Source organism: Pseudomonas gozinkensis, from assembly GCF_014863585.1.
Classification (GTDB): Bacteria; Pseudomonadota; Gammaproteobacteria; order Pseudomonadales; family Pseudomonadaceae; genus Aquipseudomonas; species Aquipseudomonas gozinkensis.
Window position 1 is genome coordinate 685,811 of record NZ_CP062253.1, and the last position, 19,027, is coordinate 704,837.

General features: G+C 61.6%; 20 protein-coding genes. 10 read left to right on the plus strand and 10 right to left on the minus strand.

All coding sequences use genetic code 11. The features are described 5' to 3' along the window. Positions 1-3: 3 nt before the first annotated feature. The 5 genes from livM (at position 4) to IHQ43_RS02955 (ending at position 5,472) form a co-directional block, all read left to right on the plus strand. Positions 4-1,305, plus strand: coding sequence for a high-affinity branched-chain amino acid ABC transporter permease LivM (gene livM, locus IHQ43_RS02935; protein WP_007950660.1), 1,302 nt, complete (start codon positions 4-6; stop codon positions 1,303-1,305). Then, entirely contained in the window at positions 1,302-2,174 is an 873-nt protein-coding gene (locus IHQ43_RS02940) for an ATP-binding cassette domain-containing protein (protein ID WP_007950657.1), read from the plus strand. Before livM ends, IHQ43_RS02940 begins: the two co-directional genes overlap by 4 nt. Further along, positions 2,171-2,887 carry an ABC transporter ATP-binding protein gene (locus IHQ43_RS02945; protein WP_007950655.1) on the plus strand — a complete coding sequence of 239 codons (717 nt, stop codon included), beginning with the start codon at positions 2,171-2,173 and terminating at the stop codon, positions 2,885-2,887. Before IHQ43_RS02940 ends, IHQ43_RS02945 begins: the two co-directional genes overlap by 4 nt. Positions 2,888-3,626: 739 nt before the next feature. Then, entirely contained in the window at positions 3,627-4,391 is a 765-nt protein-coding gene (locus IHQ43_RS02950) for an SDR family oxidoreductase (protein ID WP_011332209.1), read from the plus strand. A gap of 175 nt (positions 4,392-4,566) precedes the next feature. Beyond that, positions 4,567-5,472: a cation diffusion facilitator family transporter gene (locus IHQ43_RS02955; protein WP_192563310.1), complete on the plus strand. Its 906-nt coding sequence runs from the start codon at positions 4,567-4,569 to the stop codon at positions 5,470-5,472. A 121-nt stretch (positions 5,473-5,593) separates the two neighbouring features. Here IHQ43_RS02955 and IHQ43_RS02960 read toward each other — a convergent pair whose 3' ends face one another. The 7 genes from IHQ43_RS02960 to IHQ43_RS02990 form a co-directional block, all read right to left on the minus strand. Continuing rightward, positions 5,594-6,721: an AGE family epimerase/isomerase gene (locus IHQ43_RS02960; protein WP_192563311.1), complete on the minus strand. Its 1,128-nt coding sequence runs from the start codon at positions 6,719-6,721 to the stop codon at positions 5,594-5,596. Between the two features lie 214 nt (positions 6,722-6,935). Beyond that, positions 6,936-7,508 (minus strand): HupE/UreJ family protein, encoded by a 573-nt coding sequence (locus tag IHQ43_RS02965; protein ID WP_074689651.1) that lies wholly within the window; start codon positions 7,506-7,508, stop codon positions 6,936-6,938. A gap of 27 nt (positions 7,509-7,535) precedes the next feature. Then, complete coding sequence (gene ureG, locus IHQ43_RS02970; protein ID WP_008001031.1) at positions 7,536-8,150, minus strand: urease accessory protein UreG; 615 nt, start codon at positions 8,148-8,150, stop codon at positions 7,536-7,538. A 22-nt stretch (positions 8,151-8,172) separates the two neighbouring features. Continuing rightward, positions 8,173-8,847, minus strand: a complete 675-nt coding sequence (locus tag IHQ43_RS02975) for an urease accessory protein UreF (protein WP_192563312.1) — start codon at positions 8,845-8,847, stop codon at positions 8,173-8,175. Continuing rightward, a complete protein-coding gene (ureE, locus tag IHQ43_RS02980) occupies positions 8,844-9,344 on the minus strand; it encodes an urease accessory protein UreE (RefSeq protein WP_007950631.1) in 501 nt (166 codons plus the stop codon). Before ureE ends, IHQ43_RS02975 begins: the two co-directional genes overlap by 4 nt. Positions 9,345-9,621: 277 nt before the next feature. Next, entirely contained in the window at positions 9,622-10,254 is a 633-nt protein-coding gene (locus tag IHQ43_RS02985) for a TetR family transcriptional regulator (protein ID WP_039766718.1), read from the minus strand. 174 nt (positions 10,255-10,428) lie between these two features. After that, positions 10,429-10,935, minus strand: a complete 507-nt coding sequence (locus IHQ43_RS02990) for a hypothetical protein (RefSeq protein WP_192563313.1) — start codon at positions 10,933-10,935, stop codon at positions 10,429-10,431. Positions 10,936-11,317: 382 nt separating this feature from the next. Here IHQ43_RS02990 and IHQ43_RS02995 point away from each other — a divergent pair, with 382 nt between their 5' ends. Continuing rightward, positions 11,318-13,393, plus strand: coding sequence for an AsmA family protein (locus tag IHQ43_RS02995; protein WP_192563314.1), 2,076 nt, complete (start codon positions 11,318-11,320; stop codon positions 13,391-13,393). Between the two features lie 150 nt (positions 13,394-13,543). Here the strand turns inward: IHQ43_RS02995 and IHQ43_RS03000 are convergent, their stop codons facing one another. Next, positions 13,544-14,074 (minus strand): ferritin-like domain-containing protein, encoded by a 531-nt coding sequence (locus tag IHQ43_RS03000; RefSeq protein WP_064593148.1) that lies wholly within the window; start codon positions 14,072-14,074, stop codon positions 13,544-13,546. 98 nt (positions 14,075-14,172) lie between these two features. Further along, positions 14,173-15,075 (minus strand): LysR substrate-binding domain-containing protein, encoded by a 903-nt coding sequence (locus IHQ43_RS03005; RefSeq protein WP_007950621.1) that lies wholly within the window; start codon positions 15,073-15,075, stop codon positions 14,173-14,175. Positions 15,076-15,194: 119 nt separating this feature from the next. Here IHQ43_RS03005 and IHQ43_RS03010 point away from each other — a divergent pair, with 119 nt between their 5' ends. The 3 genes from IHQ43_RS03010 to IHQ43_RS03020 all read left to right on the plus strand — a co-directional run bounded on the left by IHQ43_RS03010 (position 15,195) and on the right by IHQ43_RS03020 (position 17,121). Next, a complete protein-coding gene (locus IHQ43_RS03010; RefSeq protein WP_192563315.1) occupies positions 15,195-15,833 on the plus strand; it encodes an FMN-dependent NADH-azoreductase in 639 nt (212 codons plus the stop codon). Then, entirely contained in the window at positions 15,834-16,139 is a 306-nt protein-coding gene (locus tag IHQ43_RS03015) for a DMT family transporter (protein WP_011332220.1), read from the plus strand. Positions 16,140-16,230: 91 nt separating this feature from the next. Then, positions 16,231-17,121, plus strand: coding sequence for an esterase/lipase family protein (locus IHQ43_RS03020; protein WP_192563316.1), 891 nt, complete (start codon positions 16,231-16,233; stop codon positions 17,119-17,121). A 120-nt stretch (positions 17,122-17,241) separates the two neighbouring features. Here the strand turns inward: IHQ43_RS03020 and IHQ43_RS03025 are convergent, their stop codons facing one another. Next, positions 17,242-18,129, minus strand: coding sequence for a DMT family transporter (locus IHQ43_RS03025; protein ID WP_192563317.1), 888 nt, complete (start codon positions 18,127-18,129; stop codon positions 17,242-17,244). 98 nt (positions 18,130-18,227) lie between these two features. Here IHQ43_RS03025 and IHQ43_RS03030 point away from each other — a divergent pair, with 98 nt between their 5' ends. Then, a complete protein-coding gene (locus IHQ43_RS03030) occupies positions 18,228-19,022 on the plus strand; it encodes an AraC family transcriptional regulator (RefSeq protein WP_192563318.1) in 795 nt (264 codons plus the stop codon). Positions 19,023-19,027: the final 5 nt, after the last annotated feature.

Genomic DNA, 19,027 nt, shown 5'->3' on the forward strand with positions numbered 1-19,027 from the left:
GCGATGTCTTCAACCACTACAAAATCCATCGATGTCAAAAAAAGCCTGGTTGAGGCGATTCTCGCCGGTCTGATCGCCCTGATCGTGTTCGGGCCGATTGTCGGCGTGGTTCTCGACGGCTACAGCTTCAACCTCGAACCGACCCGCGTGGCGTGGATCATCGCCATCGTCATGGCTGGCCGCTTTGCCCTCAGCCTGTTCCTGCAAACCCCCAAGGGGCTGCGCATTCTCGAAGGATTCGAGAGCACCGGTTCCGGCGTGCACGTGTTGCCCGCCGATCACAAATCCCGCCTGCGCTGGATCATCCCGCTGCTGATCGTGCTCGCCGTGGCCGTGCCGTTCGTGTCCAACTCCTACCTGCTGGGCGTGGTCATCCTCGGTTTGATCTACGTGCTGCTGGGGCTGGGACTGAACATCGTGGTCGGTCTGGCCGGCCTGCTCGACCTCGGTTATGTGGCGTTCTACGCCATCGGTGCCTACGGTCTGGCGCTCGGTTATCAGTACCTCGGGCTGGGCTTCTGGACCGTGCTGCCGCTGGCGGCGATCACCGCTGGCCTTGCCGGTTGCATCCTCGGTTTCCCGGTACTGCGCCTGCACGGCGACTACCTGGCGATCGTGACCCTAGGCTTCGGTGAAATCATTCGTCTGGTGCTCAACAACTGGCTGTCCCTGACCGGCGGCCCGAACGGCATGCCGGCGCCACTGCCGACCTTCTTCGGTCTGGAATTCGGCAAGCGGGCGAAGGATGGCGGGGTACCGTTTCACGAGTTCTTCGGCATCGCCTACAACCCGGATGTGAAGTATTACTTCATCTATGCGGTGCTGTTCCTGGTGGTGCTGGCCGTGCTTTACATCAAGCACCGTCTGGTGAAGATGCCGGTCGGCCGCGCCTGGGAAGCCCTGCGTGAAGACGAGATCGCCTGCCGCTCGATGGGCCTCAACCACGTGCTGGTCAAGCTCTCGGCGTTCACCATCGGTGCATCCACGGCGGGTCTGGCGGGTGTGTTCTTCGCCACCTACCAAGGCTTCGTCAACCCGACTTCGTTCACCTTCTTCGAATCGGCATTGATCCTCGCCATCGTGGTGCTCGGCGGCATGGGCTCGACCATCGGTGTGGTGATCGCAGCGTTCGTGCTGACCGTCGCCCCGGAACTGCTGCGCGGCTTCGCCGAATACCGCGTGTTGCTGTTCGGGATCCTGATGGTGTTGATGATGATCTGGCGACCTCGCGGGCTGATCCGCATCAGCCGCACCGGGGTCACTCCACGCAAAGGTGCCATTCACTATGAGAGGACTGCGCCATGAGTGAAGTCGTACTCTCTGTTGAAAAACTGATGATGCACTTCGGTGGCATCAAGGCCTTGAGCGATGTCAGCCTGAAGGTCAAACGCAACTCGATTTTCGCCCTGATCGGCCCCAACGGCGCCGGCAAGACCACGGTGTTCAACTGCCTGACCGGGTTCTACAAGGCCTCCGGCGGCAAAATCGAACTCAACGTGCGCGGCCAGCAGACCAACGTCATCCAGCTGCTGGGCGAGTCGTTCAAACCAACCGACTTCGTCTCGCCGAAAAACTTTGCCAGTCGCCTGTATTACAAGATGTTCGGCGGCACCCACCTGGTGAACCGCGCGGGCCTGGCCCGGACGTTCCAGAACATTCGCCTGTTCAAGGAAATGTCGGTGCTGGAAAACCTGCTGGTGGCCCAGCACATGTGGGTCAACCGCAACATGTTGGCCGGTATCCTCAACACCAAGGGCTATCGCAAGGCCGAAAGCGACGCGCTGGACTGCGCGTTCTACTGGCTGGAAGTGGTGGATCTGGTGGACTGCGCCAACCGTCTGGCCGGTGAACTGTCCTACGGCCAGCAACGCCGTCTGGAAATCGCCCGGGCCATGTGCACCCGGCCGCAGATCATCTGCCTGGACGAACCGGCCGCCGGCCTCAACCCTCAGGAAACCGAAGCGCTGAGCGCGATGATCCGGCTGCTGCGCGACGAGCACGATCTGACCGTGGTGCTGATCGAACACGACATGGGCATGGTAATGAGCATTTCCGATCACATCGTGGTGCTGGACCACGGCATCGTCATCGCCGAGGGCGGTCCGGATGCCATTCGTAACGATCCGAAAGTGATCGCTGCCTACCTGGGCGCCGACGAAGAGGAAGTCGTATGACGCAACCCATCCTCGAACTCAAGGATCTGGACGTGTTCTACGGCCCGATCCAGGCCCTCAAAGGCGTTTCGCTGCAGATCAACGAAGGGGAAACCGTCAGCCTGATCGGCTCCAACGGTGCCGGCAAATCCACACTGCTGATGTCGATCTTCGGCCAGCCACGGGCGGCGGGCGGGCAGATCCTCTATCAGGGCGTGGACATTACCCACAAGTCATCGCACTACATCGCTTCCAACGGCATCGCGCAGTCGCCGGAAGGGCGGCGGGTGTTCCCCGACATGACTGTCGAGGAAAACCTGCTGATGGGCACCATCCCGATTGGCGACAAATACGCCAAGGAAGACATGCAGCGCATGTTCGAGCTGTTCCCGCGGCTCGAAGAGCGCCGTACTCAGCGTGCAATGACCATGTCCGGCGGCGAGCAGCAGATGCTCGCCATCGCCCGGGCGCTGATGAGTCGGCCCAAGCTGTTGCTGCTGGATGAGCCAAGCCTGGGGCTGGCGCCGATCGTGGTGAAACAGATCTTCGCCACCCTGCGGGAACTGGCGAAAACCGGCATGACCATTTTCCTCGTCGAACAGAACGCCAACCATGCATTGAAGCTGTCCGACCGGGCGTACGTGATGGTCAACGGCGAGATCCGCCTGACGGGCACCGGCAAGGAGCTGCTGGTGAACGAGGAGGTGCGTAACGCTTACCTCGGCGGTCACTGATCGCTTGAAGTTGTCCACAAGCCCCGATGCGCGAGTGTCGGGGCTTTTTTGCGTCTGCTCGTTCACTGAAAACCAGGACTTTCGGGAAATTGTGGAAAACAAAATCACCAACCTGCCAAAGCGCGACATAAAGCCGCTGCAAATGGCTGTTTTTCCACAGTTTTGACTTGTCCCCGTTTGCTGTGGAGCCGGCTGTGAATAACGTGGGTGTAGCTGGCTGAAAGCCTTTGAATACGTGGCTTGTAGCGCTGTGGTTGTTTTTTGAGCAGTGTGTTTTTGCTGAGGGGAAGGCCTGTTTGTCAACCTTTTTATGGGGGGGCAAAAAGGCGCGGATCGCTGTGGTCAAGCCTGTGGATAAGTCTGTGATTAAACTCTGGAAAGACTCGGCTAAGGGCCGTAATTGCTGGCCTCGCGCAATCACGGGCATGACCGGCCGGTCGTGCAAAATGCCCTGCCCGGCACAACTGGTTGTTCAGGGTCAAGCAAAAAACTTTCAAAATCCCCCGCAAAGCCTTGTGTGGCGCGGCTTTGCGCTTTCCCAGTTGCCCCCGGAAACTGTGGAAGGGCTTGTGGATAACGTGCGTGCACATGGCTACAGGCCACGGCGCGTATGGCGTAGCGGCTGTTGGTCAATTAATGAGCAGGATTCGGTGGTTGCCGGTTAAAGCGGGGCCGGGCATGCTGCCCGCTGATTTTCTATTCCAATGGCTGCCCCGGCGGCCGAAGCAAGGAGAACACGATGTCCAACACCCTGTTTATCACCGGCGCGACCTCCGGTTTTGGTGAAGCCTGTGCCCGTCGTTTTGCCGAGGCCGGCTGGAAACTGGTGCTGACCGGTCGTCGTGAAGAACGCCTCAACGCGCTGTGCGCCGAGCTGTCCAAGCAGACCGAAGTACATGGTCTGGTGCTGGACGTGCGTGATCGCAAGGCGATGGAAGAGGCGATTGCCAACCTGCCGCCGTCGTTCGCCAAACTGCGCGGCCTGATCAACAACGCCGGGCTGGCGCTGGGCGTGGACCCTGCACCCAAATGCGACCTCGACGATTGGGACACCATGGTCGACACCAACGTCAAAGGCCTGATGTACAGCACTCGTCTGTTGCTGCCTCGCCTGATCGCCCACGGTCGCGGCGCCGGCATCATCAACCTCGGCTCCATCGCCGGTAACTACCCGTACCCGGGCAGTCACGTTTATGGCGCGACCAAGGCGTTCGTGAAGCAGTTCTCGCTGAACCTGCGGTGCGACCTGCAGGGCACTGGCGTGCGCGTCAGCAATATCGAGCCGGGCCTGTGCGAGAGCGAGTTCTCGCTGGTGCGTTTCGCCGGCGATCAGGCGCGTTACGACGCGACCTACGCCGGTGCAGAGCCGATCCAGCCGCAGGACATCGCCGAGACGATTTTCTGGGTGCTGAACGCACCGGCGCATATCAACATCAACAGCCTGGAGCTGATGCCGGTGAGTCAGACCTGGGCCGGTTTTGCCATCGAGCGTAACAAGGCTTAAAACCTTGTAACGGCTATTCGCGAGCAAGCTCGCTCCCACATGAGACCGCGATCAACTGTGGGAGCGAGCTTGCTCGCGAAGGGGCCGGAACAGGCAAAATCCCCGCATGGGGTAGACTCCTCACTCAACAACCCCACCGCACCCTGCGGTTTTCAAGGTTTTTCGAGGAGTTCAAGTGAGTAACCGTGGTGAGCAGTCGCTGCTCAAACAATCGACCATCCTGATGTTGGCCGTGTCGATCGCCGGGATCGCCACCGGTTTTGTTTCGGGTTCCCAGTCCATCCTGTTCGATGGCTTTTTTTCGTTGATTGCAACGTTCATCAAAGTCCTGATGCTGATCACGGCGAAGCTGATCGCCAAGCAAAGCAACCAGCGCTTCCAGTTCGGCTTCTGGCATCTGGAGCCGATGGTGCTGCTGATCGAGGGCAGTTTCCTGCTGCTGATCGCAATCTACGCCTTTCTCAACGGCGTGTTCGGCATCATCAACGGCGGTCGTGAGATCGAACTGGGGCTGGTGATCATCTACGCGGCGGTGTTCACCGTTGTCGAGTTCGCCTACTTCTTCTACGTCCGGCACCGCAATCGCACGCTCAAGTCGAGCCTGATCCAGTTCGACAACATCAGCTGGCTGGTGGACGCGATGCTGTCGGTGGGCCTGTTGATCAGTTTCCTCGCGGCGTTGCTGCTCAAGTCACAGGGTTATGGTGAGTGGGCGAAGTTTGTCGACCCGCTGATTCTCATCGTGCTGGCCCTGACCATGCTGCCACCGGCGTTCAAGATCCTCGGCCCGGCACTGCGTGACGTGCTCGGCATTGCGCCGGATACGCTGGACGATCAGGTGCGCCAGGTGATGGAGGCGGCGAAGGTCGAGCATGGTTTCGACGACTACGTGTCCTACGTGCAGAAGCACGGACGGGCGCGATTCATCGAGATTCATGTGGTGTTGCCGGCGGATTACGCGCTGAGCAGCGTCGCTCAGTTGGATGCGTTGCGGGAGGAAATCTCGGCGAAGCTGGGCAAACCGGATGCGGCACGGTGGTTGACCATCAGCTTTACGGGCGACAAAAAGTGGATCGCCTAGCGACCGCGTAAAGGCCTTCGCGAGCAGGCTCGCTCCCACGTTGGAATTGCGCCGAACAGACTATTTGTGAACCGCACAATCACCTGTGGGAGCGAGCTTGCTCGCGATAGCGATTGAACAATCAGCGCAGATAATCGGCGAGGCCGCGATAGCAGGTCGCCAAGTGATACGGCGTGGTCGACGGCATGTCCTTGCGGCTTACCTCGCCCTGGGCGTCACGGCACTCGTGCCAGCCGCCGGCGTGCAGGAAGCGCTGTTGCAGCGCCTGCAACTGGCGCAGCACCGCGCTTTCACAGCCCGGACGCAACGTCAGGGCGCGCAGGTATTCGGCCTGGGCCCAGATGCGCTGGGTCGAATCCTTCCCGTGTCCTTGCGGATCAAGCATGGCCAGCACCGCACCGGTGTCGGCCTCGACGCCCTGTTGTTCGGTGAAGGCAAACGCACGATCCAGTGCCGCGTGCAGCTTCGACCCGCGCAACAGCGGCGAGGATTCGAGCAGGAAATACCATTCAAACTGATGCCCCGGCTCAAACCAGTTATCCACAGCCCCCAGCGGCTTTTCCATCAACACGCCCTGTTGTGGTTCGATGAAGCGCTTGTGCATGGCTGTGCATAATTCGCTCAGCGCCTGCCGGGTCTGGGGATCTTCGCGAACGGCCAACGTGGCCAGGAAGGCTTCGGCCAGGTGCATCAGCGGGTTTTGCAGCGGGCCGGTTTCCAGCGTGATCCAGTCGCGGTCGAGGCAGGCTTCGTAGAGGCCGTCGCCCGTTGCGAATCGCCGGCCAATGACTTCCAGCGCGGCGTTCAGGGTCGATTCCACCAACGGTTCGCGAGACTTGTCCCAATAGTGGGCGCAGGCGAACAGGATGAAGGCGTGGGTGTAGAGGTCCTTGCGCTGATCCAGCGGTTTGCCCTGCGGATCGATGCTGTAGAACCAGCCGCCGTGCTCGGCATCGTGGAAGTGCCGTTGCAGGGAACGGAACAGCGCAGCCGCGCGGGCTTCGGCGTTATCCACAACCCCGATCAGGCTGGAAAACAGGTACAGCTGCCGTGCGCAGGCCATGGCCCGATAGCGCTGCGGCGGCAGCGGCTGATGCGCGGCGTCCAGCGCCTCGTAAGGCAGCGCCATGTCGGCGTTCCAGCCCGGTCCTTGCCAGAGGGGCACGATCACGTTCAGAAAGTGCTGTTGCACTTCACCGAACAGGGCGGTCAGTTCAGGCAGGGAGGTGGAGCGGGAAGCGTGGGGCATGGGCGGACGTCGTCACGGCAGGGGCGATTGCGCGACATGTTAACAGAGCGACAACCATTAGCGGCTTGGTGTCTGATCGGCCGTCATCGCTGGCAAGTCGAATCGTCGCACCGCAGCTCCCACAAATTACTCGGTGTAGCCACAATCGTGCGATCACCGAAGATCCCTGTGGGAGCTGGCTTGCCAGCGATGGGGCCGGATCAGGCGATAAAAATCAGCCAGCCAACAACCACGCGCCCGTCACCGCCGAAGCCGCTCCGGCCAGTCGAACCAGCGGTGCAGCAGCCTGAGGCAGAAAACGAACCACTGCATAACCCGCCGCATGCAGGGCCGCCGTCGCGACCACGAAACCGGCGGCATATGCCCACGGGCTCGACATGTCCGGCAGCTCCAGCCCATGGGCCACGCCATGAAACAGCGCAAACAGCGCCGTCGCCGCCACCGCCATCACCAGCGGCGGACGCACCGCCAGCGCCACCGCCAGACCCAGCGCCAGCACCGACGCGGCAATCCCGCTTTCCAGCGCCGGCAATTCCAGCCCTTCAAACCCGAGTAAACCGCCAATCAGCATGGTGCCAACGAAGGTGCAGGGCAGCGCCCAGCGTGCGGCGCCTTGCTGCTGCGCCGCCCACAGACCGACGGCCAGCATCGCCAGCAAATGGTCGAGGCCGCCGATCGGGTGGCTGATGCCGGCCACCAGGCCAGAGTCGCCGTGGCCGGGGTGGGCGAAGGCCAGCGCCGGGGTCAGCAGCAGCGCGACGGCGCCGAGAATACGTTTGAGTGTCATGGATAAGCTTCCTTGTTGATCAGTGAATCAGGCTGCAGTCAGCAGGCCCTGGCGTTCGATGAAGGCAATGATTTCTTCCAGGCCCTGACCGGTTTTCTGGTTGCTGAACACGAACGGCTTGCCGTTGCGCATGCGTTGAGTGTCGCTGTTCATCATCTCCAGCGAGGCGCCGACCAGTGGCGCGAGGTCGATCTTGTTGATCACCAGCAGGTCGGATTTGCAAATGCCGGGCCCGCCCTTGCGTGGCAGCTTGTCGCCGGCCGACACGTCGATCACGTAGATGGTCAGGTCGGACAGTTCCGGGCTGAAGGTCGCGGACAGGTTGTCGCCACCGGACTCCACCAGAATCAGGTCCAGCCCCGGAAAACGCCGGTTCAGTTGATCCACCGCTTCGAGGTTGATCGAAGCGTCCTCGCGGATCGCGGTGTGCGGGCAGCCGCCGGTTTCCACGCCGATGATGCGTTCCGGCGCCAGGGCTTCGTTGCGCACCAGAAAGTCGGCGTCTTCGCGGGTGTAGATGTCGTTGGTGACCACGGCGAGGTTGTAGCGCTCGCGCAGGGCCAGGCACAGGGCCAGGGTCAACGCGGTCTTGCCGGAACCGACCGGGCCGCCGATGCCGACGCGCAGAGGTTGTGTGTTCATGTGATTCTCCAGATAAAAGGCCCTAGGAACGGAACAGGCGGCTGTACTGGCGCTCATGGGCCATGCACGCCAGGGACAGACCGAACGCGGCGCTGCCGAGGTGTTCGGGATTGATTCGGGTGGCGTCCTGCTGGGCCTGTTGCAGCAGCGGCAGCAGTTCGCTGGTCAGGCGCTGGGCGGCTTGCTGGCCCAGCGGCAGGGTTTTCATCAGCACCGCGAGCTGGTTTTCCAGCCAGCTCCACAGCCACGCGGCGAGGGCGTCCTGCGGGCTGATGTGCCAGGCGCGCGCCGCCAGTGCCCAGCACAGGGCCAGGTGCGGCTCGACGCAGTGTTCGAGAAAGTCCCGCGCGGGCTGATCGAGTTCGGGCAAGCCATTGAGCAGTTGCTGCAACGAATAGCCCATCTGCCGGCTCTCCAGATGCAGTTCGCGGGTTTCACGGCTGGCGCGGTGGCTTTCGCAGAGCTTGCGCAATTCATCCCAGTTTTCATCCGCAGCAGCCTGGCAATGGGCGAGCAACATGGGCGCCTCGAACCGCGCGAGGTTGAGCAGCAATTGATCGCTGATCCAGCGGCGGGCGCTGTCCGGGCTGTCGACACGGCCGTTATCCACCGCCATCTCCAGGCCCTGGGAATAGCTGTAGCCGCCAATCGGCAATTGCGGACTGGCCAGGCGCAGCAGCGCCCAGGCCGGGTTCACAAACGGACGCCGAACTGATGGAGTTTCGGCGCGTAGTTGAAGTCTTCGTCACCGTGCCGCGAATGGTGATGGCCGCCACCGTAGGCGCCGTGTTCCGGCTGGAACGGCGCTTCGATCGATTCCACGGCGGCGCCGAGCTGCTCGAGCATCGCCTTGAGCACGTAATCGTCGAGCAGCCGCAACCAGCCGTCACCGACTTGCAGCGCCACATGGCGGTTGCCCAGGTGATAGGCGGCGCGGGTCAGTTCGAAGGCGTTGGCGCAGGTGACATGCAGCAGCTGTTCGGGGCGGGCGCAGACCCGGACGATCCGGCCGTCTTCGGCTTGCAGGCATTCGCCGTCATACAGCGGCGGCTGACCGCGCTCCAGGAACAGTCCGACGTCCTCGCCTTCGGCACTGAAACAGCGCAGGCGGCTTTTGCTCCGGGCTTCGAAGGTCAGGTGCAACTCGGCGGCCCAGACGGGTTGGGGGTCGATTCTGCGATGAATCACCAGCATCGGAAAGCTTCCAGCAGTGGACAATGCTCAGGCTAGAGCAAGGGGCTTGCCAATCGGACGAAATGTAGGAAAACCCTGTCGGAGACTAGTGGATGTTTCAAGATGTTGCAGGGATGTGGGGTGTTTTGGTGCATGAAGTTTTTTACATGCACCAAACAGGAGCCAGTGTGGGAGCGAGCTTGCTCGCGAATGGCGTCCGCCCAGTCATATTGAGTTGACTGACACACCGCTATCGCGAGCAAGCTCGCTCCCACAGGGGATTGGGGCTTCAGAGGAATTATTCGGTACTGCCGAGCCCTTGCCAGTGCTTCAACCCGATAAAGATGAAGCGCAACTGCTGGGTGATCTTTGCCTGTGGCGTCAGATGCTCCGGCAGGGCTTCGGCCGGCGGGTCGATGATGTCCGGCAGGGTGGCGAACACCGATTTGACGATCAGGTCGGCCATCACGCTCAGACCGTCACGATTGAGGTGCTGGAGCTTGGGCATCAAGGCCAGATCCGCCGCCAGGTCGGAGCTGATGTCCTCACGCAAACGGCCAATCGCCTGACGCACCGGCAACGATCCGCCGTACTGCTCGCGGGCCAGAAACAGGAATTGCGAACGGTTGGCGCTGACCACGTCGAGGAAGATCCGCACCGACGCATCGATGATGCCACCCATGACGAATTCGTTGTGGCGCACCAGGCGGATGGTTTCGCGGAAGGTCTGGCCGACTTCGCTGACCAGTACCAGGCCGAGTTCGTCCATATCGGCGAAATGCCGGTAGAAACCGGTGGGCACGATGCCGGCGGTTTTCGTCACTTCACGCAGGCTCAGGCTGCCGAATCCTCGGCCGCTTTCCATCAAGTGGCGGGCAGCGTCCATCAGGGCGTTGCGGGTCTGTTGTTTCTGTTCGGCGCGGGGCAGCATCGCAAGGGTGTGTTCTTAGGCAAGACAAGCGCCGCACTCTAGCAAATCGGCTTTGTCGGCGTCGAACGGCAGCGGGGGAGATGGAAGCGGGAAATCGCGACTTCTTTATACAGGCTGCTGAAAAGTCAAAAGCCCAATCCGGGGATTGGGCTTTTTTTCCAGGCCGCCATGGGCTTAGCTCAAAGCGCTGTTGCGTTCGATCACGCGGTCACCACCACCTTCGGCCAGAGTTTGACCTTGTGGGGTTTTGTCGTAGCCGTCAGCAGCCAGGGTCTGACCTTGTGGGGTACGGTCGCCGCCGTCAGAAGCCAGAGTCTGGCCTTGTGGAGTGCGGTCGCCGCCATCAGATGCCAGGGTTTGACCTTGTGGAGTGCGATCCGAACCGTCTTGAACCAGACCTTTCTCTTCCAGACGATCACGGCCGCCTTCGGCTACGGTCTGACCTTGTGGAGTTTTGTCATAGCCATCTTGAACCAGACCTTTTTCTTCCAGACGGTTGCGACCGTTTTCAGCCAGAGTCTGGCCTTGTGGAGTGCGGTCACCACCATCAGCGGCAACAGTCTGGCTGAACACCGAGTGGCTGGATTTCACTTGCGGGGTAGCCTGATCGGCGGCTGGCAGAGCGAAAGCGGTGCTGGCCAGCATCGAGAGGGTAAGACTGAACAGAAGTTGGCGTTTCATGATGGGTTGCTCCTTGGGAGGGCGATAAAGTGGGTACGAGGGCAATGCTACTCTCGATAAGTCGATATAAAAGTTCATAAACACAATGGTAATAATCAACAGAATTGATTGTTCGCTTGGGAGGCTCTAGCTCGCGCGTTTCAGGCGGGCGGTTTTGCACAGCGGTGGGTATTTTCCACCCACTCGCGCCCCGCAAAAGTGCGGGTCCGGTAACGCCGAATCGACCGATCGGTCAGGATGGCGACCGTTTTTTGCCCTCGATGGGGCTTTGGATTAAACCTGCGGGCTGTTTGTCAGTCACAGATTTCATGAGGGCCATCACGGCCCGCCGTTTCAGCTGCGTCGTGCCAATGGATGCAGTCGTCTTCAGGAGCTTTGTGCAATGACGCGCACGCGTAAAATCTTCGCCTGGACCTTCGCCACCCTCGTGCTGCTTCTGGCGGTGCTGGTGCTGATCATCGTGTTCTTCGACTGGAACCGGATCAAACCGCCGCTCAACGCCAAAGTCTCGGAAGAATTGCACCGACCGTTCGCCATCAACGGCAACCTGTCCGTGGTCTGGCGGCGTGAACTCGACGAGGGCGGCTGGCGCGCCTGGGTGCCGTGGCCGCACGTGGTGGCCGAAGACCTGACGCTGGGCAATCCGGACTGGTCGAAGCAGCCGCAAATGGTCACCCTCAAACGGGTCGAGCTGCGCATTTCGCCACTGGCCTTGCTGGCGCAACGGGTGACGATCCCGCGCATCGACCTGACCGAACCCAACGCGCAATTGCAGCGTCTGGCCGACGGCCGCGCCAACTGGACCTTCAAGTTCGATCCCAAGGATCCCGATGCCGAGCCCTCGAACTGGGTGGTCGACATCGGCGCCATCGGTTTCGACAAGGGGCACGTCACTCTGGATGACCAGACCCTCAAGACCAGCCTCGACCTGCTGATCGATCCGCTGGGCAAGCCGATTCCGTTCAGCGACATCGTCGGCGACAAAGCCGCGAAAACCGCACAGGACAAGGGCGGTGCACCGCAGGATTACGCCTTCGGCCTGAAAGTCACCGGCCAGTACCACGGCCAGAAACTCGCAGGTCAAGGCAAGATCGGCGGCCTGCTGGCCTTGCAGGATGCGGCTAAACCGTTCCCGTTGCAGGCCCAGGCGAAGATCGGCGATACCAGCGTCGAACTCGCCGGCACCCTGACCGATCCGCTGAATCTCGGCGCCCTCGATCTGCGCCTGAAACTGGCGGGTGCCAGCCTCGGCAATCTGTATCCGCTGACCGGCGTGACCCTGCCGGACACCCCGCCGTACGCCACCGACGGCCACTTGATCGCCAAACTGCACGAGCCGGGTGGTGCGCAATTCCGCTATGAGCAGTTCAACGGCAAGATCGGCAGCAGCGACATTCATGGCGATCTGGCTTACGTCGCCAGCCAGCCACGGCCCAAGCTGAGTGGCGCGCTGCTGTCCAATCAACTGCTGTTCGCCGACCTCGCGCCGCTGATCGGTGCTGACTCCAATGCCAAGCAGAAGGCCCGTGGCGGCGAGAGCAAGCAGCCGACGGACAAGGTGTTGCCGGTGGAAGAATTCAAGACCGAGCGCTGGCGCGACATGGACGCCGACGTCGAATTCACCGGCAAACGCATCGTCCACAGCGAAGAACTGCCGTTCACCGACCTCTATACCCACCTGAAACTCAACGACGGCGAACTGAGCCTGGAGCCGCTGCGCTTTGGCGTGGCCGGTGGCAATCTCGATGCGCAGATTCGCCTCAACGGTCGCACCGAGCCGCTGGAAGGCCGGGCGAAACTGACCGCACGCAAGTTCAAGCTCAAACAACTGTTCCCGACCTTCGAACCGATGAAGACCAGTTTCGGCGAGCTCAACGGCGATGCCGATATCGCCGGTCGCGGCAACTCGGTGGCCAAACTGCTGGGTGGCGCCAACGGCAACCTGAAGATGCTGATCAACGACGGCGCCATCAGTCGCGAGTTGATGGAACTGGCCGGGCTCAACGTCGGCAACTATGTGGTCGGCAAGATCTTTGGCGACAAGGAAGTGAAGATCAACTGCGCGGCGGCGGACTTCGACATCAAGACCGGCCTGGCGAGCACGCGGCTGTTTGTGTTCGACACCGAGAACGCAATCATCTACATCGACGGCACGGCGAACATGGCCACCGAGCAACTGGATCTGACGGTGACGCCGGAATCCAAGGGCTGGCGTTTGATTTCCCTGCGTTCGCCGCTGTACGTGCGCGGCAAGTTCATCAAGCCGGATGCCGGGGTGAAAGCGGTGCCGCTGATTCTGCGCGGGGCGGGGATGGTGGCGCTGGGGGTGATCGCCGCGCCGGCGGCGGGCCTGTTGGCGCTGGTGGCGCCGAGCGGTGGCGAGCCGAACCAGTGCGCGCCATTGCTGGAGCAGATGAAGGCGGGCAAGGCGCCGGTGACTGTCAAACCCACCAAATGATTTTGTAGCGTCAGATCGTTCCCACGCTCCGCGTGGGAATGCCGCCATGGACGCTCTGCGTCCGCTCTTGGGACGCGGAGCGTCCCGGGATGCATTCCCACGCAGAGCGTGGGAACGATCGGTCGTCGGGGTCAGCGGGGTTAGCGGGGCTCAGAGGTCTTTCAGGATGTCGGCCATGTCATCGGCATGCTCTTCTTCCTGAGCCAGGATGTCTTCGAAGATCCGGCGGGTGGTCGGATCCTTTTCGCCGATGTACTGGATGATCTCGCGGTAGCTGTCGATGGCGATCCGCTCGGCCACCAGGTCTTCGTAAACCATTTCCTTCAAGGTGTTGCCGGCCACGTATTGCGCGTGGGACATCTTCGACAGCAGGTCAGGGTTGAACTCGGGCTCGCCGCCCAGTTGCACGATGCGCTCGGCGAGACGGTCGGCGTGTTCGGCTTCCTGAGTGGCATGTTCCAGGAACTCGTTGGCCGCGACGTTGGCTTTCAGGCCGTTGGCCATGAAGTAGTGGCGCTTGTAGCGCAGGACGCAGACCAGTTCAGTGGCCAGCGATTCGTTGAGCAGGCGCAGCACTTCTTCACGGTTGGCGCTGTAGCTTTCGGTCACCGCGCCATTTTCCACATGCAGGCGTGCGCGCTCGCGCAGGGTTTGAACATCAGACAAATGCAGGTCACTCATTTCAGTCTCCTGGAGGCTAATCCGATTGGCGTCACGTTCTGCTGACGTGATCGTTACCAGGTTGTGAGTGATGAACGCTGCAAAAAGTTTTGTCGGATTCAGCGCGGGACATGCCCGGAAAGCTGAGCCTCTTCGCGCAGCCAGGCAAAAAACGCCTTCACCGGTGGATGCCGCTCACGGCCCGGTACGCAAAGCGCGCTGTAACCGGCGCCGTCGACCTGCACCTCGCCCTTGTACGGCACCAGCAGACCGCTGGCGACGCTCTCCGACACCAGAATATTGCTCGCCAGCACCAGCCCCTGTCCGGCGATGGCCGCTTGCAGGGCGTAATGCTCTTCGTCGTATTCGCGGACGGCCGGGTGCTGATTCAACCAGTTCTCGCCCGACTGCGCGCACCACGCTTCCCAGCCGTGGGCGTAGAGCTTGGAGTTGTGCCAGCGCACGCTGATCAGCGCCGGGGTCCGACGGGCGGCCAGCGCCACTTGTTCCGGCGAGCCGTACACGCCGAACGACTCATCGAACAGGCACAGCCCGTAGAGGTTCGGGTAATCGTCGAGGCTGTAGCGCAGCACCAGATCGACGCTGGCGTCCTGATGCAGGTCGATCACTTCGCAATGGGTGTCCAGCCGCACATTGATGTTCGGGTGTTTTGCGTAAAACCGCCCCAGTCGTGGCACCAGCCACAGCGCGGCGAACGCGGCGGTGGTCGACAGCGTCAGGCTGCTGCCACTGCGTTGCGGGCGCAGGGTGTCGACGCTTTGCGCCACCTCCAGAAATGCGCCGTGCAGGCTGCGGAACAGTCGCTCGCCACCCTCGGTCAGGCGCACCTGTCGCGGCAGGCGTTCGAACAGCGCCACGCCGAGCCAGTCTTCCAGCGAGCGGATCTGATGGGAAATCGCCGTCGGCGTCACCGCCAGTTCTTCGGCGGCCGCCTTGAAGCTCAACAGGCGTGAGGCGGATTCGAATGCGCGCAGGGCGGTCAGGGGCAAGGCAGCAAACATGAAAACTCCACGGATGAAATAAATTCATCCAAACTGATTTTTGCTCATTTGAGGCGATGACGTGATGCCTGCAATATGGCGCCACACCGTCACTCAAGTCTAGTCCCAAGGAGATTCAGATGAGCAAGATTCTTGCGATCCATGCCAGCCCACGCGGTGAGCGTTCCCATTCGCGGCGTCTGGCGGAAAGTTTTCTCAGCGCCTGGCAAGTCCGTCATCCACAGGCTCAGGTCACCCGCCGTGAAGTCGGGCGGGCGTTGATTCCGGCGGTGAATGAAGCGTTTGTCGCAGCGGCGTTTTACCCGGAGCCTGGAGCACGGCCGCTGACGATGCAGGCCGATCTGGCGCTCAGCGATCAACTGGTGGGCGAGTTGTTCGATCACGACCTGCTGCTGATTTCCACGCCGATGTACAACTTCAACGTGCCCAGCGGCCTCAAGGCCTGGGTCGATCAGATCGTGCGATTGGGCCTGACGTTCGACCACACCCTGGACAACGGCATCGCCCAGTACACGCCGCTGTTGCACGGCAAGAAGGCGCTGATCGTCACCAGTCGCGGCGGTTTCGGATTCGGCCCCGGTGGCGAGCTGGAGGCGTTGAACCACGCTGATCCATGGTTGCGCACGGCATTGGGTTTTATCGGCATCAACGACGTCACGGTGGTCGCCGCCGAGGGCGAGGAATCCGCCGAGCGCACCTTCGCGGTGTCGGTGGCCGAGGCCGAGCAGCGCCTGCTCGACCTGGCCCGGGCGTTCTAGGTGGCCTGGCTGTTTCTGCTGATCGCGGCCGGGTTCGAGGTCACCTTCGCCATGGGCATGAAGTACGCCGAGGGTTTCACCCGGCTCTGGCCCTCGCTGATCACCGTGGTCGCGGCGGTGGGCGGGGTGTACTTCCTGACTCTGGCGATGCGCGAGTTGCCGGTAAGTATCGCCTACCCGATCTGGACCGCCATCGGCTCGCTCGGCACGGTGTTTCTCGGTTTTGCCCTGCTGGGCGAGAGCCTGACGCTGGTGAAATTGCTGTCGGTGGGGCTGATTGTGGCGGGGGTGGTGGGGCTGAAGTAGGCTGGTCGTGGAGTTGTCATCATCGAGGAGGATGCTTGGCGGGCGTTTTGCACGCCCTGCATCCACTCACCGACCACAAGGATGTTTGCCCATGTCGCAAGATTCGGCCACACGTTATCCACTGGTGCTGGTGCCGGGAATGCTCGGTTTCATCCGTCTGGTGCTGTACCCGTACTGGTACGGGATCATCAAGGCGTTGCGCCGTGGTGGTGCGACGGTGATTGCGGTGCAGGTGTCGCCGCTCAATTCCACCGAAGTGCGCGGCGAGCAATTGCTGACGCGCATCGATGAAATCCTGCGTGAAACAGGCGCGGCCAAGGTCAATCTGTTTGGCCATAGCCAAGGCTCGCTGACGGCGCGATACGCGGCGGCCAAACGTCCGGATCTGGTGGCTTCGGTCACGTCGGTGGCCGGGCCCAATCATGGTTCGGAACTGGCCGACTATCTGGCGAAACACTATCCGGCGGACAGCGCCAAGGGTCGCATTCTGGAAGCGCTGTTACGCTTTGTCGGTTGGCTGATGGCGCTGCTGGAAACCGGTTACCACGGACCGAAACTGCCGGTGGATATCCACGCTTCGCACAACTCCCTGACCACCGAAGGCGTGGCGCTGTTCAATCAGCGTTATCCACAGGGCCTGCCGCAAACCTGGGGCGGGCACGGGCCGGAAGAGGTCAACGGCGTGCGTTATTACTCGTGGTCCGGCACTTTGCAGCCGGGCAAGACCGACCGTGGCGGCAACCTGTTCGACGGCACCAATCGCAGTTGCCGGTTGTTCGCCAAGACCTTCGTGCGTGAGCCGGGACAATGCGACGGCATGGTCGGACGCTACAGCTCGCACCTGGGCACGGTCATCGGCGATGACTACCCGATGGATCACTTCGACATCGTCAACCAGTCGCTGGGACTGGTCGGCAAAGGCGCGGATCCGGTGCGGCTGTTCGTCGAGCATGCGGCGCGCCTCAAGGCTGCCGGGGTCTAACAGTCAGACCACGTTATCGTTCATCGCTGGCAAGCCAGCTCCCACAATGATTCAGGTGTGCACAAGATCTGTGCTCGACTCCAACTCTGTGGGAGCTGGCTTGCCAGCGAAGAGGCCAGATCAGGCGACGCTGAGTTTGCGGCCCAGCACTGTGGTCCAGCGCTCGGAAAGAATCACCCCGCCCAGCGTCAGCAAGCCACCGACCAGGTGATACATCGCCAGTTGTTCCTTCAGCACCACCGCGGCAATCAGCGCCGTTATCAACGGCAGCAGGTTGAAGAACAGCGTGGTCCGGCTCGGACCCAGGCGCTGTACGGCCTGCATCCACGCCAGCGGCGCGAGCATCGAAGCCAGCAGGCACGCATACAGCACCAGCGGAATGTTCTGCAGGGTCAGGCCGGTTTTCGGTGAAGTCGCGTACAGCGGAAACAGCACCACCACTGCCACCAGCACCTGCAGATACAGCAACACCAGCGGCGGCAAACGCAGCTGCCATTTTTTCAGCAGGGTGCTGTAGATGGCGTAGGCGAGGGTGGCGATCAGCATCATCGCGTCACCCAGGTTCACCCCGTGTTGCAGCAGTGCGCCGAGGCTGCCGGACGACACCACCACCAGCACACCGGCGAACGACAGCACCGCACCGACCAGCGCGCCGGCGGTCAGGCGCTGGCCGAGGCTGATGATTGCCATGGCCAGTGACATCAATGGCATCAGCGACAGGATGATGCCCATGTTGGTGGCGCTGGTCATGGTCGCCGCGAAGTAGGCCAGGCTCTGATAGACCGCCATGCCGAGCACGCCGAGGATGAAAATCTTGCCCAGGTTCGGGCGGATCTGCGGCCAGTGTGCGATCACCTTCTTGAGCATGAACGGCGTGAACAGCAGGCCGGCGAGCAGCCAGCGGTAGAAGCCGATCTCGGCGGGAAAGATCGCACCGACCGCTAGCTTGTTGATCACGGTATTGCCGGCCCAGATGAAAATCGCCAGCAGGGGAAACGCGTATTGCATGGGAGGAGAAACCAGTACGTTGATGAGCGGTGATTATCCCCTGTCTGGATACAGGCCTATACTGCGAACCGGACAACCCGCACCTGATTCCGGACAGCATGAACAGTAAACACATCGATCTGCTGGATTTCAGCGAATTGCCGTCGGCGGTGTATTTCCGCTATGCCGACTTCAATGCCCATGAATACGCCGCGCCGCACCGACATCCGTGGGGCACGCTGGAGTACGCGGCCCACGGCGTGCTGCACATGGATGTCGACGGCAGTCGTTTCATGTCGCCGCCGCAATACGCGGTGTGGGTGCCGCCGCAGGTCGAGCACAGTTTCTACAGTCATCAGCCGGTCAATTATCGGGCGGTGTGTCTGGCGCCGGATGTCTGTTCCGATTTGCCGGCGCAGGCCTGCACCCTGGCGATCAGCGACATTCTCAAGGCGATCCTCAAGGACTTCGCCGCCCGTGATGTGAAGATCCCCGCGTTCGAAGCCGACCAGCGCCTGGCCCAGGTGTTGGTGGATCAATTGCGCCAGGCACCCGTTCATCAGTGCTATTTGCCCTACGCCAGTAGCCCCGGTTTGCTGACCATTCTCGAAACCCTGCAGGCCGAGCCCGGCAACAACGAGCCGCTGGCTCACTGGGCGGCGCAGGTGCATGTCAGCGAGCGCACCCTGGCCCGGCAGTTTGTGCGGGAACTGGGGATGAGTTTTGGCGAATGGCGTCAGCGCCTGCGTTATCTCGCGGCCATCGAGGCGTTGGAAAGTGCGCACAGCGTTCAGGAAATCGCCTTCGACCTTGGTTACAGCAGCGGCTCGGCCTTCATCGCCATGTTTGCCCGACAGGCCGGGTGTACCCCGGAGCAATACCGGCGCAGCCATCTTGAGGGCAGGAAGGTGTAACAAGC

What these genes read in the sequence shown, in the direction of transcription:
- IHQ43_RS02950 (WP_011332209.1), top strand. Translation starts at nt 3,627, where the DNA reads ATGTCCAACACCCTGTTTATCACCGGCGCGACCTCCGGTTTTGGTGAA.
- IHQ43_RS03010 (WP_192563315.1), top strand. Translation starts at nt 15,195, where the DNA reads ATGAGCAAGATTCTTGCGATCCATGCCAGCCCACGCGGTGAGCGTTCC.
- IHQ43_RS02945 (WP_007950655.1), top strand. Translation starts at nt 2,171, where the DNA reads ATGACGCAACCCATCCTCGAACTCAAGGATCTGGACGTGTTCTACGGC.
- IHQ43_RS03000 (WP_064593148.1), bottom strand. Translation starts at nt 14,074, where the DNA reads ATGAGTGACCTGCATTTGTCTGATGTTCAAACCCTGCGCGAGCGCGCA.
- IHQ43_RS02940 (WP_007950657.1), top strand. Translation starts at nt 1,302, where the DNA reads ATGAGTGAAGTCGTACTCTCTGTTGAAAAACTGATGATGCACTTCGGT.
- IHQ43_RS03005 (WP_007950621.1), bottom strand. Translation starts at nt 15,075, where the DNA reads ATGTTTGCTGCCTTGCCCCTGACCGCCCTGCGCGCATTCGAATCCGCC.
- IHQ43_RS02985 (WP_039766718.1), bottom strand. Translation starts at nt 10,254, where the DNA reads ATGCTGCCCCGCGCCGAACAGAAACAACAGACCCGCAACGCCCTGATG.
- ureG (WP_008001031.1), bottom strand. Translation starts at nt 8,150, where the DNA reads ATGAACACACAACCTCTGCGCGTCGGCATCGGCGGCCCGGTCGGTTCC.
- IHQ43_RS02995 (WP_192563314.1), top strand. Translation starts at nt 11,318, where the DNA reads ATGACGCGCACGCGTAAAATCTTCGCCTGGACCTTCGCCACCCTCGTG.
- ureE (WP_007950631.1), bottom strand. Translation starts at nt 9,344, where the DNA reads ATGCTGGTGATTCATCGCAGAATCGACCCCCAACCCGTCTGGGCCGCC.
- IHQ43_RS02960 (WP_192563311.1), bottom strand. Translation starts at nt 6,721, where the DNA reads ATGCCCCACGCTTCCCGCTCCACCTCCCTGCCTGAACTGACCGCCCTG.
- IHQ43_RS03025 (WP_192563317.1), bottom strand. Translation starts at nt 18,129, where the DNA reads ATGCAATACGCGTTTCCCCTGCTGGCGATTTTCATCTGGGCCGGCAAT.
- IHQ43_RS03020 (WP_192563316.1), top strand. Translation starts at nt 16,231, where the DNA reads ATGTCGCAAGATTCGGCCACACGTTATCCACTGGTGCTGGTGCCGGGA.
- IHQ43_RS02965 (WP_074689651.1), bottom strand. Translation starts at nt 7,508, where the DNA reads ATGACACTCAAACGTATTCTCGGCGCCGTCGCGCTGCTGCTGACCCCG.
- IHQ43_RS02990 (WP_192563313.1), bottom strand. Translation starts at nt 10,935, where the DNA reads ATGAAACGCCAACTTCTGTTCAGTCTTACCCTCTCGATGCTGGCCAGC.
- livM (WP_007950660.1), top strand. Translation starts at nt 4, where the DNA reads ATGTCTTCAACCACTACAAAATCCATCGATGTCAAAAAAAGCCTGGTT.
- IHQ43_RS03030 (WP_192563318.1), top strand. Translation starts at nt 18,228, where the DNA reads ATGAACAGTAAACACATCGATCTGCTGGATTTCAGCGAATTGCCGTCG.